Below are 15,217 nucleotides of genomic sequence, written 5' to 3' on the forward strand. Positions count from 1 at the left end.
AGGCTGGTCGCACAACCCCCATAACGACGAGCGAGGAGCCGCCGGCTCGCCGCCGGTCCTCGGTAGTGGCCCCCGGAACGAATCCCCGGGTGCTTCGATCGAAGACCGGCCAGCACCCGAGGCGCGCTTCTCCGCCACCGTCGCACACCGTCCCCGGCCACACGGGCCCCGGACGCAAAGACGAACACGTAGGAGAAACCGCTAGTGGAGAACGAGACCCACTACGCCGAGGCCGTCATCGACAACGGCACCTTCGGCACCCGCACCATCCGCTTCGAGACCGGCCGCCTCGCCAAGCAGGCCGCCGGCTCCGCCGTCGCCTACCTGGACGACGACACGATGGTCCTTTCCGCGACCACCGCCTCGAAGCGCCCCAAGGACCAGCTCGACTTCTTCCCCCTCACGGTGGACGTCGAGGAGCGGCAGTACGCGGCCGGCAAGATCCCCGGCTCGTTCTTCCGCCGGGAGGGCCGCCCCTCCGAGGACGCGATCCTCACCTGCCGCCTGATCGACCGCCCGCTGCGCCCCTCCTTCAAGAAGGGCCTGCGCAACGAGATCCAGATCGTCGAGACGATCATGGCGCTCAACCCCGACCACCTGTACGACGTGGTCGCGATCAACGCCGCCTCGGCGTCCACGATCCTGGCGGGCCTGCCCTTCTCCGGCCCCATCGGCGCCACCCGCGTCGCCCTGATCAAGGGCCAGTGGGTCGCGTTCCCGACGCACACCGAGCTCGAGGACGCCGTCTTCGACATGGTCGTCGCCGGTCGTGTCCTTGAGGACGGCGACGTCGCGATCATGATGGTCGAGGCCGAGGCCACCGAGCGGACGATCGAGCTCGTCAAGGGCGGCGCCGAGGCGCCGACCGAGGAGATCGTCGCCGCCGGTCTCGAGGCCGCGAAGCCCTTCATCAAGGTCCTCTGCAAGGCCCAGTCGGACCTCGCCGCCAAGGCCGCCAAGCCCACCGGCGAGTTCCCGGTCTTCCTGGACTACCAGGACGACGTCCTGGAGGCGCTCACCGCCGCCGTCAAGGGTGAGCTCGCCAAGGCGCTCACCATCGCCGGCAAGCAGGACCGCGAGGCCGAGCTCGACCGCATCAAGGAGGTCGCCGCCGAGAAGCTTCTGCCGGCCTTCGAGGGCCGCGAGAAGGAGATCTCGGGCGCCTACCGCGCGCTGACCAAGAAGCTGGTCCGCGAGCGCGTCATCAAGGACAAGGTCCGCATCGACGGCCGTGGCCTGACGGACATCCGTACGCTCGCGGCCGAGGTCGAGGCCATCCCGCGCGTGCACGGCTCGGCGCTGTTCGAGCGTGGCGAGACCCAGATCCTGGGCGTTACCACCCTCAACATGCTCCGCATGGAGCAGCAGCTGGACACCCTCTCCCCGGTGACCCGCAAGCGCTACATGCACAACTACAACTTCCCGCCGTACTCCGTCGGCGAGACCGGCCGTGTGGGCTCGCCCAAGCGCCGTGAGATCGGCCACGGCGCGCTCGCCGAGCGCGCCATCGTGCCGGTGCTGCCGACGCGCGAGGAGTTCCCCTACGCGATCCGTCAGGTGTCCGAGGCCCTCGGCTCCAACGGCTCGACGTCGATGGGCTCGGTCTGCGCCTCCACCATGTCGCTGCTGAACGCCGGTGTGCCGCTCAAGGCCGCCGTCGCCGGTATCGCCATGGGCCTGATCTCCGAGGAGATCGACGGCCAGACGCACTACGTCGCCCTCACCGACATCCTCGGTGCGGAGGACGCCTTCGGCGACATGGACTTCAAGGTCGCCGGCACCAAGCAGTTCGTGACCGCGCTCCAGCTCGACACCAAGCTCGACGGCATCCCCGCCTCGGTCCTGGCCGCCGCGCTGAAGCAGGCCCGCGACGCGCGTCTGCACATCCTCGACGTGATGAACGAGGCGATCGACGTTCCGGACGAGATGTCCCCGAACGCGCCGCGCATCATCACCGTCAAGATCCCGGTGGACAAGATCGGTGAGGTCATCGGCCCCAAGGGCAAGATGATCAACCAGATCCAGGAGGACACCGGCGCCGAGATCACGATCGAGGACGACGGCACCATCTACATCGGTGCCCAGCAGGGCTCGCAGGCCGAGGCCGCCCGCGCCACGATCAACGGCATCGCCAACCCGACCATGCCGGAGGTCGGCGAGCGCTACCTGGGTACGGTCGTCAAGACCACCACCTTCGGTGCCTTCGTCTCCCTGCTCCCGGGCAAGGACGGCCTGCTGCACATCTCGCAGATCCGCAAGCTCGCCGGTGGCAAGCGCGTGGAGAACGTCGAGGACGTGCTCGCGATCGGCTCCAAGGTCCAGGTCGAGATCGCCGAGATCGACCAGCGCGGCAAGCTCTCCCTGATCCCCGTGATCGCGGACGAGGACGCCGCCGCTGCCGAGGGCGACAAGGACGACGCTGCCAAGTGACGTCCCGTAGTTCCGTGACGACGGCCCGCCCCTCTTCGGAGGGGCGGGCCGTCGCCCGTACCCAAACGCTTCTCCCGGGCAAGGACGGCATCGGCACGGTCCGCCGTACGACCCTCCCCGGCGGCCTCCGGATCGTCACCGAGACCCTCCCCTCGGTGCGCTCCGCCACTTTCGGCATCTGGGCGCACGTCGGATCCCGCGACGAGACCCCGGCGCTCAACGGCGCGACCCACTACCTGGAGCACCTCCTCTTCAAGGGCACCCAGCAGCGGTCCGCCCTCGACATCTCCGCCGCGATCGACGCGGTCGGCGGCGAGATGAACGCCTTCACGGCGAAGGAGTACACCTGCTACTACGCCCGGGTCCTCGACACCGACCTGCCGCTGGCGATCGACGTCGTCTGCGACATGCTCACGGGCTCGCTCATCCTCGATGCGGACGTGGACGCCGAGCGCGGCGTCATCCTCGAAGAGATCGCGATGACCGAGGACGACCCCGGTGACGTCGTGCACGAGCTGTTCGCGCAGACGATGTTCGGCGACACCCCGCTGGGCCGCCCGGTCCTCGGCACCGTCGACACGGTCAACGCGCTCAGCCGCGGCCAGATCGCCCGCTTCTACAAGAAGCACTACGACCCCACCCACCTGGTCGTCGCCGCCGCGGGCAACGTCGACCACGCCACGGTGGTACGCCAGGTCCGCCGCGCCTTCGAGAAGGCCGGCGCCCTCGGACGTACCGACGTCACCCCCATCGCCCCCCGCGACGGCCGGCGCACCCTGCGCGCTGCGGGTCGCGTCGAGCTGCTCAACCGCAAGACCGAGCAGGCCCACGTGGTCCTCGGCATGCCGGGCCTGGCCCGCACCGACGAGCGCCGCTGGGCTCTGGGCGTGCTGAACACGGCCCTCGGCGGCGGCATGTCCTCCCGTCTCTTCCAGGAGGTCCGCGAGAAGCGCGGCCTGGCCTACAGCGTGTACTCGTACACCTCGGGCTTCGCCGACTGCGGCCTCTTCGGGGTGTACGCGGGCTGCCGGCCCGGCCAGGTCCACGACGTCCTGAAGATCTGCCGCGACGAGCTCCACAAGGTCGCGTCCGACGGCCTCACGGACGACGAGATCGCCCGCGCCGTCGGCCAGCTCTCGGGTTCGACCGTGCTGGGCCTGGAGGACACCGGTGCGCTGATGAACCGCATCGGCAAGAGCGAGCTGTGCTGGGGCACCCAGATGTCGGTGGACGACATGCTGGACCGGATCGCGGCCGTCACCCCGGACGAGGTCCGGGAGGTCGCCCGCGATGTACTGGACCAGCGGCCCTCGCTCTCGGTGATCGGCCCGCTGAAGGACAAGCAGGCGGACCGCCTCCACCAAGCGGTCTCCTGACCCACGAGTCCCCTAAGGAATTCAGAGCAATGAGCAAGCTGCGCGTGGCGGTCCTCGGTGCACGGGGCCGTATCGGCTCCGAGGCCGTGAGGGCCGTCGAGGCCGCCGAGGACATGGAACTGGTCGCGGCCCTCGGCCGCGGGGACGAGCTGGAGGCGCTCACCGAGGCGGGCGCCCAGGTGGTCGTCGAGCTGACCACCCCGGACTCGGTCATGGCGAACCTCGACTTCTGCGTGCGCCACGGCATCCACGCGGTCGTCGGCACCACCGGCTGGACCGAGGACCGCCTCGCGCAGCTGAGGACCTGGCTCGCCGCCTCCCCGGAGACCGGCGTCCTCATCGCTCCGAACTTCTCGATCGGCGCGGTCCTCACCATGAGGTTCGCGCAGCTCGCGGCCCCGTACTTCGAGTCGGTCGAGGTCGTCGAGCTGCACCACCCGCACAAGGTGGACGCCCCCTCCGGCACCGCCACCCGGACGGCCCAGCTGATCGCCGCCGCCCGCGCCGGGGCCGGCCTCGGCGCCCAGCCGGACGCGACCACGACCGGCCTGGACGGGGCGCGCGGCGCCGACGTCGAGGGCGTCCCGGTCCACTCCGTACGCCTCCGGGGCCTGCTGGCCCACCAGGAGGTGCTGCTCGGCAGCGAGGGCGAGACGCTCACCGTCCGCCACGACTCGCTGCACCACTCCAGCTTCATGCCGGGCATCCTTCTGGGCGCCCGCCGCGTGACCAGCACTCCGGGCCTCACCTTCGGCCTGGAGAACTTCCTGGACCTGGGCTGACGGGCATGGGCGGAAAGATCACGTACGTCTTCCTCGCCACCGTCCTCGTGCTGGTCTTCGGGGTGGTGGGGATGGAGGGCGTCCTGCTGCTCCTCACGGGCGAGCCGGCCGCCATGGCCATGGGCGGGGTGGCGTTCCTGCTGCCCGTCGTCGGCGGCTGGTTCCTCTGGCAGAACACCCGCTTCGCCCGCCGGGCGAACCGCCTCGCCACCGAACTGGAGGCGGAGGGCGGTCTGCCCGTCGACGAACTCAAGCGCACCGAGGGCGGCCGGATCGACCGCGACTCGGCCGATGAGGTCTTCGCCCGGCGCAAGGCCGAGACGGAGGACTCACCGGACGACTGGCGCTGCTGGTTCCGGCTCGCGGTCGCCTATCACGACGCCCGGGACACCCCCAGGGCCCGCAAGGCGATGCAGCGGGCCATCGCGCTCCACGAGGGGCGCCCGGTCGGCGTCTGACGGCACGGCGGGGATTGCCCGCCGTGCCATGGTGTTCCCGAAGGTCCCGGTCAGCGCGTGGCGGCCGGGACCACGCCGTACTCGGCGTTCCAGGCCTCGACCGTGTCGGCGGCCCGGTCGAAGGCCTCGACGCGGGACAGGAAGTCGGCGTTGTGGTCGGTGAGCAGCAGCAGCTGCTCACCACCCTGCCGGCCGAGCACCAGGGCCTGGCCCTGGACGGTGCGGGGAAGTCCCAGCCAGCGCACGGGCTGCTGCACGGTCCGTACGGAAGTCACCTTGGCCCAGGGCGCGGTGACGGTCGAGAAGAAGGCGACGCGGCGCACCCCGGCGCGGCTCACCCAGGTGCCCATACGGAGCATCCGCAGGGCGGCCAGGATGGCGAGCACCGCGATGCCCAGGGTGGCGGACGCCCCGCCGAAGGCTCCGGCGGCCGCGATGATCACCGCGGCGAGGAGCACGAACGAGGCGAGCAGCAGCGTCAGCGCCGCCGCCCCGACCCGCCATGACCCCGGCCGGTAGGGACGGCGCCACTGATCGTGGTCGTCGAACGGCAGGGCGACGTGGTCGGTCGTGTCAAAAGCACGGTCGGCCGTCAGAAAGGGCAGGGGCACGACAGTTCCTCACTCACAAGCACGCTCGAAGGGGCAGTGCCCGGTGAGGCTACCTCAGCGGTTGTCGGAGGCCTCCGACTGCTGCTGGTGAGTGGCGGACCCGCCCGACTGCAGGGACGGCATCCCGAAGATCAGGGAACCGACGAGGCCGGCCACCACGGTCAGCCCGATCAGCGTACGGCCCACGATCTGCGAGGCGTTGGGGCGCTCCCGGGGCGGTGGAGTGACGTTACTGCGGAAGTGGTCGGCCTCCGCGACGAACGCGAACGGTACGGCCTCTCTCCGGCTGAACATCAGGGCCACTCTCCTCGGTAGTCGTCGTCCCTCACAGGTAGAGACGACAGAACCGGCACTTTGGTGCCCTTTTTCACCAAAGCGGCCGAATCTCATCCTCCGGTAGGACGTCGTTAGAGTGGGCGACTGCAACAACCGAACGGAAGGACCGCTGGTGACCGACAGCCCCACCGAGAACGTGAAGATCGACTTCCGGAGCGACGTCACCGTTGATCTGGTCAAGAGCGCGGCGGCCGACTCCGACGTCCTCTGGGCGGCCCGGGTGTCCACCGCGGGCGAGCAGTCCCTCGAAGAGCTCCAGAAGGACCCCGAGCGCTCGAAGGGCCTGATCAACTACCTGATGCGGGACCGCCACGGCAGCCCGTTCGAGCACAACTCGATGACCTTCTTCATCAGCGCCCCGATCTTCGTGTTCCGGGAGTTCATGCGGCACCGCGTGGGCTGGTCGTACAACGAGGAATCGGGCCGCTACAGGGAGCTCCAGCCGGTCTTCTACGTCCCGGACACCTCCCGCAAGCTCGTCCAGGAGGGCCGCCCCGGCAAGTACGTCTTCGTCGACGGCACCCAGGAGCAGCACGAGGTGGTCAGCCGGACGATGGAGGAGTCGTACCGGACGGCGTACGCCACCTACCAGGAGATGCTGGCGGCCGGCGTCGCCCGCGAGGTCGCCCGTTCGGTCCTCCCCGTCGGTCTGTTCTCCTCGATGTACGCCACCTGCAACGCCCGCTCGCTGATGCACTTCCTCGGCCTGCGTACCCAGCACGAGCTGGCGGCGGTCCCGTCCTTCCCGCAGCGGGAGATCGAGATGGTCGGCGAGAAGATGGAGGAGCACTGGGCCCGGCTGATGCCGCTGACCCACGCCGCCTTCAACAAGAACGGCCGTGTGGCCCCGTAACGCACACATGTCCGAAGGGCTCGCACGAAGTGTCCGTATTGCGACGTTTCACGAAGTTCATCTAGGCTGATCAAACGGACCCGGCGCTGCCTGAACCCCCGAGCAGGCAGCGCCGGGCTCCCTTTCTCCTGTCCCCCTCGGGGACACCCGGCGCTGAGCAGCGAGTAGCGTGTTACCCATGGCTCCGATCTCCACTCCGCAGACCCCCTTCGGGCGGGTCCTCACCGCCATGGTCACGCCCTTCACGGCGGACGGCGCACTCGACCTCGACGGTGCCCAGCGACTGGCCACCCATCTGGTGGACGCAGGCAACGACGGCCTCGTCGTCAACGGCACCACCGGCGAGTCCCCCACCACCAGCGACGCGGAGAAATCGGAGCTGGTACGAGCGGTACTGGAGGCGGTCGGCGACCGCGCCCACGTCGTCGCCGGCATCGGCACCAACGACACCCACCACTCGATCGAGCTCGCCCGCACCGCCGAGCGCGACGGCGCCCACGGCCTGCTCGCCGTCACGCCGTACTACAACAAGCCCCCGCAGGAGGGCCTGTACCGGCACTTCTCGGCCATCGCCGACGCCACCGAGCTCCCGGTGATGCTCTACGACATCCCCGGCCGCAGCGGCGTCCCGATCGACACCGAGACGATCGTCCGGCTCGCCGAGCACCCGCGCATCGTCGCCAACAAGGACGCCAAGGGCGACCTCGGCCGCGCCAGCTGGGCCATCGCCCGCTCCGGCCTCGCCTGGTACTCCGGCGACGACATGCTCAACCTGCCCCTGCTCTCCGTCGGCGCCTGCGGCTTCGTCTCCGTCGTGGGCCACGTCGTCACCCCGGAACTCCGCGCCCTCCTCGACGCCCACCTCGGCGGCGAGGTCCAGAAGGCCACCGAGATCCACCAGAAGCTGCTCCCCGTCTACACCGGCATGTTCCGCACCCAGGGCGTCATGACCACCAAGGCCGCGCTCGCCCTCCAGGGCCTCCCGGCCGGCCCGCTGCGACTGCCGCTCGTGGAGCTCTCCCCGCAGGAGACCGAGCAGCTCAAGGTCGACCTGGCCGCCGGCGGGGTAGAACTCTGACAACAGACTTCACAACTGAACACTGACAACAGCAAGTGCACGAATGTCATGCGCGCCACGTGCCAAGAGGTACGTGGCGTGCGTGGTGAGGAGAGTCTTTTGAGTCATCCGCATCCTGAACTCGGCGCTCCGCCGAAGCTCCCGAAGGGCGCCCTGCGCGTCATCCCGCTCGGCGGGCTCGGCGAGATCGGCCGGAACATGACGGTCTTCGAGTTCGACGGCCGTCTGCTCATCGTCGACTGTGGCGTCCTCTTCCCCGAGGAGGAGCAGCCCGGCGTCGACCTGATCCTGCCGGACTTCACCATCATCCGGGACCGCCTCGACGACATCGAGGGCATCGTGCTCACGCACGGGCACGAGGACCACATCGGTGCCGTCCCCTACCTGCTCCGGCTCAAGCCGGACATCCCGCTCATCGGCTCCAAGCTGACCCTCGCCCTGATCGAGGCCAAGCTCCAGGAGCACCGCATCCGCCCCTACACCCTTGAGGTGAAGGAGGGCGACCGGGAGGTCCTGGGCGCGTTCGACTGCGAGTTCATCGCGGTCAACCACTCCATCCCGGACGCGCTCGCGGTCGCCATCCGCACCCCCGCGGGCATGGCCGTCGCCACCGGCGACTTCAAGATGGACCAGCTGCCGCTGGACGGCCGCCTCACGGACCTGCACGCCTTCGCGCGGCTCAGCGAGGAGGGCATCGACCTCCTGCTGTCCGACTCGACGAACGCCGAGGTCCCGGGCTTCGTCCCGCCGGAGAAGGACATCTCCAACGTCCTGCGCACGGTCTTCGCGAACGCCCAGAAGCGCATCATCGTGGCCAGCTTCGCCAGCCATGTGCACCGCATCCAGCAGATCCTGGACGCCGCCCACGAGTACGGCCGCAGGGTCGCCTTCGTCGGCCGTTCCATGGTCCGCAACATGGGCATCGCCCGTGACCTGGGCTACCTCCGGGTCCCGGCCGGCCTCGTCGTGGACGTGAAGACCCTCGACGACCTGCCGGACGACGAGGTCGTGCTGGTCTGCACGGGCTCCCAGGGCGAGCCGATGGCCGCACTGTCCCGGATGGCGAACCGCGACCACCAGATCCGGATCGTCCCCGGCGACACGGTCATCCTGGCGTCGTCCCTCATCCCGGGCAACGAGAACGCGGTCTACCGCGTGATCAACGGCCTGACCCGCTGGGGCGCGCACGTCGTCCACAAGGGCAACGCCAAGGTCCACGTCTCGGGCCACGCCTCGGCCGGCGAGCTGCTGTACTTCTACAACATCTGCCGCCCGAAGAACCTCATGCCGGTCCACGGCGAATGGCGCCACCTGCGCGCCAACGCCGAGCTCGGCGCGATGACGGGGATCCCCAAGGACCACATCGTCATCGCCGAGGACGGCGTCGTCGTCGACCTGGTCGACGGCCGCGCCCGGATCACCGGCAAGGTCCAGGCGGGTTACGTGTACGTCGACGGCCTCTCGGTCGGCGACGTCACCGAGACCTCCCTCAAGGACCGCCGGATCCTCGGCGAGGAGGGCATCATCTCGGTCTTCGTCGTGGTCGACTCCTCCACGGGCAAGATCGTGGGCGGCCCGAACGTCCACGCCCGTGGCTCGGGCATCGACGACTCCGCGTTCGACGCGGTGCTCCCGAAGATCGACCAGGCGCTCAACAAGTCCTTCCAGGACGGCGTCGTGGAACCCCACCAGCTCCAGCAGCTGATCCGCCGCAGCGTCGGCAAGTGGGTCTCCGACACCTACCGCCGGCGCCCGATGATCCTCCCGGTCGTCGTCGAGGTCTGAGACGTCTGACCAGCGCGACACCGGAGCGGGGCCCCTCGATTTGCATCGGGGCGCCCCGCTCCAGTACGTTTACGGCTCCGCCAGAACGGGAACCCCGGCGCCGACGTGTGCAGGAACGGTTCCACGGGAGGCGGGAAATCCGACTCAGATCTTCTGATAAAGTCGGAAACGCCGAAAGGCCCCCGGAGTGAAAACAAAAGGGACCGGAAAGCACCGAGGAAATCGGATCGGAAAGATCTGATAGAGTCGGAAACGAAGGAAGCGCCGGAGGAAAGCCCGAGAGGGTGAGTACAAAGGAAGCGTCCGTTCCTTGAGAACTCAACAGCGTGCCAAAAATCAACGCCAGATTAGTTGATACCCCGTCCATCTTCGGATGGCAGGGTTCCTTTGAAAGTCCTGCCGGCCCTCGTGGTCAGCAGGCAACATACACAGCGAGGACGCTGTGGACAGTCGGCCTTATTCCGGCCTGACTGTCCCGCTCAACGCGAGTGTGACCCGATTACGGGTAAACATTCACGGAGAGTTTGATCCTGGCTCAGGACGAACGCTGGCGGCGTGCTTAACACATGCAAGTCGAACGATGAAGCCCTTCGGGGTGGATTAGTGGCGAACGGGTGAGTAACACGTGGGCAATCTGCCCTTCACTCTGGGACAAGCCCTGGAAACGGGGTCTAATACCGGATAACACCGGCTCCTGCATGGGAGCTGGTTAAAAGCTCCGGCGGTGAAGGATGAGCCCGCGGCCTATCAGCTTGTTGGTGGGGTAATGGCCTACCAAGGCGACGACGGGTAGCCGGCCTGAGAGGGCGACCGGCCACACTGGGACTGAGACACGGCCCAGACTCCTACGGGAGGCAGCAGTGGGGAATATTGCACAATGGGCGAAAGCCTGATGCAGCGACGCCGCGTGAGGGATGACGGCCTTCGGGTTGTAAACCTCTTTCAGCAGGGAAGAAGCGAAAGTGACGGTACCTGCAGAAGAAGCGCCGGCTAACTACGTGCCAGCAGCCGCGGTAATACGTAGGGCGCAAGCGTTGTCCGGAATTATTGGGCGTAAAGAGCTCGTAGGCGGCTTGTCACGTCGGGTGTGAAAGCCCGGGGCTTAACCCCGGGTCTGCATCCGATACGGGCAGGCTAGAGTGTGGTAGGGGAGATCGGAATTCCTGGTGTAGCGGTGAAATGCGCAGATATCAGGAGGAACACCGGTGGCGAAGGCGGATCTCTGGGCCATTACTGACGCTGAGGAGCGAAAGCGTGGGGAGCGAACAGGATTAGATACCCTGGTAGTCCACGCCGTAAACGTTGGGAACTAGGTGTTGGCGACATTCCACGTCGTCGGTGCCGCAGCTAACGCATTAAGTTCCCCGCCTGGGGAGTACGGCCGCAAGGCTAAAACTCAAAGGAATTGACGGGGGCCCGCACAAGCAGCGGAGCATGTGGCTTAATTCGACGCAACGCGAAGAACCTTACCAAGGCTTGACATATACCGGAAAGCATTAGAGATAGTGCCCCCCTTGTGGTCGGTATACAGGTGGTGCATGGCTGTCGTCAGCTCGTGTCGTGAGATGTTGGGTTAAGTCCCGCAACGAGCGCAACCCTTGTCCTGTGTTGCCAGCATGCCCTTCGGGGTGATGGGGACTCACAGGAGACCGCCGGGGTCAACTCGGAGGAAGGTGGGGACGACGTCAAGTCATCATGCCCCTTATGTCTTGGGCTGCACACGTGCTACAATGGCCGGTACAAAGAGCTGCGATGCCGCGAGGCGGAGCGAATCTCAAAAAGCCGGTCTCAGTTCGGATTGGGGTCTGCAACTCGACCCCATGAAGTCGGAGTTGCTAGTAATCGCAGATCAGCATTGCTGCGGTGAATACGTTCCCGGGCCTTGTACACACCGCCCGTCACGTCACGAAAGTCGGTAACACCCGAAGCCGGTGGCCCAACCCCTTGTGGGAGGGAGCTGTCGAAGGTGGGACTGGCGATTGGGACGAAGTCGTAACAAGGTAGCCGTACCGGAAGGTGCGGCTGGATCACCTCCTTTCTAAGGAGCACAGTACCGATTGCAGACAAACGTTCTGCACGGTCAGCTCATGGGTGGAACGTTGATTAGTTGGCGTGAGTGAACCTGATGGTTCTTCGAGTACTGCTTCGGCGTGGAAAGAAGAAGACGGACGGTGGCTCACGCTTGGCACGTTGTTGGGTATCTGAGGGTACGGCCGTAAGGTTTGTATCTTCGCGATGCCGGCCCCAGTGAACTCATCTGCTTGTCGGGTGGGGTGATGGGTGGCTGGTCGTTGCTTGAGAACTACACAGTGGACGCGAGCATCTGTGGCCAAGTTTTTAAGGGCGCACGGTGGATGCCTTGGCACCAGGAACCGATGAAGGACGTGGGAGGCCACGATAGTCCCCGGGGAGCCGTCAACCAGGCTTTGATCCGGGGGTTTCCGAATGGGGAAACCCGGCAGTCGTCATGGGCTGTCACCCATGCCTGAACACATAGGGCATGTGGAGGGAACGAGGGGAAGTGAAACATCTCAGTACCCTCAGGAAGAGAAAACAACCGTGATTCCGGGAGTAGTGGCGAGCGAAACCGGATGAGGCCAAACCGTATGCGTGTGATACCCGGCAGGGGTTGCGCATGCGGGGTTGTGGGATCTCTCTTTCACAGTCTGCCGGCTGTGAGACGAGTCAGAAACCGTTGATGTAGGCGAAGGACATGCGAAAGGTCCGGCGTAGAGGGTAAGACCCCCGTAGCTGAAACATTAACGGCTCGTTTGAGAGACACCCAAGTAGCACGGGGCCCGAGAAATCCCGTGTGAATCTGGCGGGACCACCCGCTAAGCCTAAATATTCCCTGGTGACCGATAGCGGATAGTACCGTGAGGGAATGGTGAAAAGTACCGCGGGAGCGGAGTGAAATAGTACCTGAAACCGTGTGCCTACAAGCCGTGGGAGCGTCGCTCATTGAGTTTACTCAATGGGTCGTGACTGCGTGCCTTTTGAAGAATGAGCCTGCGAGTTTGCGGTGCGTTGCGAGGTTAACCCGTGTGGGGAAGCCGTAGCGAAAGCGAGTCCGAACAGGGCGATTCAGTAGCGCGCTCAAGACCCGAAGCGGAGTGATCTAGCCATGGGCAGGTTGAAGCGGAGGTAAGACTTCGTGGAGGACCGAACCCACCAGGGTTGAAAACCTGGGGGATGACCTGTGGTTAGGGGTGAAAGGCCAATCAAACTCCGTGATAGCTGGTTCTCCCCGAAATGCATTTAGGTGCAGCGTCGTGTGTTTCTTGCCGGAGGTAGAGCACTGGATAGGCGATGGGCCCTACCGGGTTACTGACCTTAGCCAAACTCCGAATGCCGGTAAGTGAGAGCACGGCAGTGAGACTGTGGGGGATAAGCTCCATGGTCGAGAGGGAAACAGCCCAGAGCATCGACTAAGGCCCCTAAGCGTACGCTAAGTGGGAAAGGATGTGGAGTCGCAGAGACAACCAGGAGGTTGGCTTAGAAGCAGCCACCCTTGAAAGAGTGCGTAATAGCTCACTGGTCAAGTGATTCCGCGCCGACAATGTAGCGGGGCTCAAGCGTACCGCCGAAGTCGTGTCATTGCAGCATGAGCCCCAACGGGCGCTGTGATGGGTAGGGGAGCGTCGTGTGCCGGGTGAAGCAGCCGCGGAAGCGAGTTGTGGACGGTTCACGAGTGAGAATGCAGGCATGAGTAGCGATACACACGTGAGAAACGTGTGCGCCGATTGACTAAGGGTTCCTGGGTCAAGCTGATCTGCCCAGGGTAAGTCGGGACCTAAGGCGAGGCCGACAGGCGTAGTCGATGGACAACCGGTTGATATTCCGGTACCCGCTTTGAAACGCCCAGTATCGAATCCATTAATGCTAAGGCCGTGAAGCCGTTCCGGACCCTTCGGGGAAAGGAAAGTGGTGGAGCCGCTGATCCAAGGTGGTAGTAGGTAAGCGATGGGGTGACGCAGGAAGGTAGTCCAGCCCGGGCGGTGGTAGTCCCGGGGTAAGGGTGTAGGGCGTTGTCCAGGTAAATCCGGACAGCACATAGCCTGAGACCTGATGCCGAGCCGATTGTGGTGAAGTGGATGATCCTATGCTGTCGAGAAAAGCCTCTAGCGAGTTTCATGGCGGCCCGTACCCTAAACCGACTCAGGTGGTCAGGTAGAGAATACCGAGGCGTTCGGGTGAACTATGGTTAAGGAACTCGGCAAAATGCCCCCGTAACTTCGGGAGAAGGGGGGCCACGTCTGGTGATGAGTCTTGCACTCTGAGCTGGGGGTGGCCGCAGAGACCAGCGAGAAGCGACTGTTTACTAAAAACACAGGTCCGTGCGAAGCCGTAAGGCGATGTATACGGACTGACGCCTGCCCGGTGCTGGAACGTTAAGGGGACCGGTTAGTCACATTTCGGTGTGGCGAAGCTGAGAACTTAAGCGCCAGTAAACGGCGGTGGTAACTATAACCATCCTAAGGTAGCGAAATTCCTTGTCGGGTAAGTTCCGACCTGCACGAATGGCGTAACGACTTCTCGACTGTCTCAACCATAGGCCCGGTGAAATTGCACTACGAGTAAAGATGCTCGTTTCGCGCAGCAGGACGGAAAGACCCCGGGACCTTTACTACAGTTTGATATTGGTGTTCGGTTCGGCTTGTGTAGGATAGGTGGGAGACTTTGAAGCAGCCACGCCAGTGGTTGTGGAGTCGCCGTTGAAATACCACTCTGGTCGTGCTGGATGTCTAACCTCGGTCCGTGATCCGGATCAGGGACAGTGTCTGATGGGTAGTTTAACTGGGGCGGTTGCCTCCCAAAGAGTAACGGAGGCGCCCAAAGGTTCCCTCAGCCTGGTTGGCAATCAGGTGTTGAGTGTAAGTGCACAAGGGAGCTTGACTGTGAGACCGACGGGTCGAGCAGGGACGAAAGTCGGGACTAGTGATCCGGCGGTGGCTTGTGGAAGCGCCGTCGCTCAACGGATAAAAGGTACCCCGGGGATAACAGGCTGATCTTCCCCAAGAGTCCATATCGACGGGATGGTTTGGCACCTCGATGTCGGCTCGTCGCATCCTGGGGCTGGAGTCGGTCCCAAGGGTTGGGCTGTTCGCCCATTAAAGCGGTACGCGAGCTGGGTTTAGAACGTCGTGAGACAGTTCGGTCCCTATCCGCTGCGCGCGTAGGAATATTGAGAAGGGCTGTCCCTAGTACGAGAGGACCGGGACGGACGAACCTCTGGTGTGCCAGTTGTCCTGCCAAGGGCATGGCTGGTTGGCTACGTTCGGGAGGGATAACCGCTGAAAGCATCTAAGCGGGAAGCCTGCTTCGAGATGAGTATTCCCACCTCCTTGAGAGGGTAAGGCTCCCAGTAGACGACTGGGTTGATAGGCCGGATGTGGAAGCCCAGTAATGGGTGGAGCTGACCGGTACTAATAGGCCGAGGGCTTGTCCTCAGTTGCTCGCGTCCACTGTGTTAGTTCTGAAGTAACGAACTGTGCCGATATCCGGTTG

9 protein-coding genes and 2 rRNA genes are annotated in these 15,217 nt (G+C 65.1%); 9 read left to right on the top strand and 2 right to left on the bottom strand.

Annotated elements, in window-relative coordinates; translation table 11 throughout:
* Window positions 1–204: 204 nt before the first annotated feature.
* Genes V4Y03_RS25430 through V4Y03_RS25445 form a run of 4 tightly spaced genes read left to right on the top strand, consistent with a single transcriptional unit; the run spans window position 205 to window position 5,046 of the window.
* Window positions 205–2,430 carry a polyribonucleotide nucleotidyltransferase gene (locus V4Y03_RS25430; protein ID WP_317874338.1) on the top strand — a complete coding sequence of 742 codons (2,226 nt, stop codon included), beginning with the start codon at window positions 205–207 and terminating at the stop codon, window positions 2,428–2,430.
* Window positions 2,427–3,806 carry a M16 family metallopeptidase gene (locus V4Y03_RS25435; protein WP_332436382.1) on the top strand — a complete coding sequence of 460 codons (1,380 nt, stop codon included), beginning with the start codon at window positions 2,427–2,429 and terminating at the stop codon, window positions 3,804–3,806. The genes V4Y03_RS25430 and V4Y03_RS25435 overlap by 4 nt, the downstream gene beginning before the upstream one ends.
* Window positions 3,807–3,835: 29 nt before the next feature.
* A complete protein-coding gene (gene dapB, locus V4Y03_RS25440) occupies window positions 3,836–4,588 on the top strand; it encodes a 4-hydroxy-tetrahydrodipicolinate reductase (protein WP_332436383.1) in 753 nt (250 codons plus the stop codon).
* Window positions 4,589–4,593: 5 nt separating this feature from the next.
* Window positions 4,594–5,046 (top strand): tetratricopeptide repeat protein, encoded by a 453-nt coding sequence (locus tag V4Y03_RS25445; protein ID WP_056565787.1) that lies wholly within the window; start codon window positions 4,594–4,596, stop codon window positions 5,044–5,046.
* Window positions 5,047–5,096: 50 nt separating this feature from the next.
* Here the strand turns inward: V4Y03_RS25445 and V4Y03_RS25450 are convergent, their stop codons facing one another.
* Both V4Y03_RS25450 and V4Y03_RS25455 read right to left on the bottom strand, forming a co-directional pair.
* Complete coding sequence (locus V4Y03_RS25450) at window positions 5,097–5,657, bottom strand: hypothetical protein (protein ID WP_332436384.1); 561 nt, start codon at window positions 5,655–5,657, stop codon at window positions 5,097–5,099.
* 54 nt (window positions 5,658–5,711) lie between these two features.
* Window positions 5,712–5,951 (bottom strand): hypothetical protein, encoded by a 240-nt coding sequence (locus tag V4Y03_RS25455; RefSeq protein WP_317874334.1) that lies wholly within the window; start codon window positions 5,949–5,951, stop codon window positions 5,712–5,714.
* A 154-nt stretch (window positions 5,952–6,105) separates the two neighbouring features.
* Here V4Y03_RS25455 and thyX point away from each other — a divergent pair, with 154 nt between their 5' ends.
* The 5 genes from thyX (at window position 6,106) to V4Y03_RS25480 (ending at window position 15,159) form a co-directional block, all read left to right on the top strand.
* On the top strand, window positions 6,106–6,846 hold the full coding sequence (gene thyX, locus V4Y03_RS25460; protein WP_056565777.1) for an FAD-dependent thymidylate synthase: 741 nt from the start codon (window positions 6,106–6,108) through the stop codon (window positions 6,844–6,846).
* A gap of 178 nt (window positions 6,847–7,024) precedes the next feature.
* Entirely contained in the window at window positions 7,025–7,924 is a 900-nt protein-coding gene (dapA, locus tag V4Y03_RS25465; protein WP_317874333.1) for a 4-hydroxy-tetrahydrodipicolinate synthase, read from the top strand.
* 99 nt (window positions 7,925–8,023) lie between these two features.
* The gene (locus V4Y03_RS25470) at window positions 8,024–9,709 is read left to right on the top strand and encodes a ribonuclease J (protein WP_317874332.1); all 1,686 of its coding nucleotides are present in this window, start codon (window positions 8,024–8,026) and stop codon (window positions 9,707–9,709) included.
* A 512-nt stretch (window positions 9,710–10,221) separates the two neighbouring features.
* Window positions 10,222–11,747, top strand: a 16S ribosomal RNA gene (locus V4Y03_RS25475).
* Window positions 11,748–12,036: 289 nt separating this feature from the next.
* Window positions 12,037–15,159 (top strand): 23S ribosomal RNA (locus tag V4Y03_RS25480).
* Together the 16S and 23S rRNA genes form the textbook arrangement of a ribosomal RNA operon.
* Window positions 15,160–15,217: the final 58 nt, after the last annotated feature.

The organism is Streptomyces sp. P9-A4 (assembly GCF_036634195.1).
GTDB lineage: Bacteria > Actinomycetota > Actinomycetes > Streptomycetales > Streptomycetaceae > Streptomyces.

Coding starts and splice junctions, on each gene's coding strand:
- dapB (WP_332436383.1), top strand. CDS start 3,836: ATGAGCAAGCTGCGCGTGGCGGTCCTCGGTGCACGGGGCCGTATCGGC.
- V4Y03_RS25445 (WP_056565787.1), top strand. CDS start 4,594: ATGGGCGGAAAGATCACGTACGTCTTCCTCGCCACCGTCCTCGTGCTG.
- V4Y03_RS25455 (WP_317874334.1), bottom strand. CDS start 5,951: ATGTTCAGCCGGAGAGAGGCCGTACCGTTCGCGTTCGTCGCGGAGGCC.
- dapA (WP_317874333.1), top strand. CDS start 7,025: ATGGCTCCGATCTCCACTCCGCAGACCCCCTTCGGGCGGGTCCTCACC.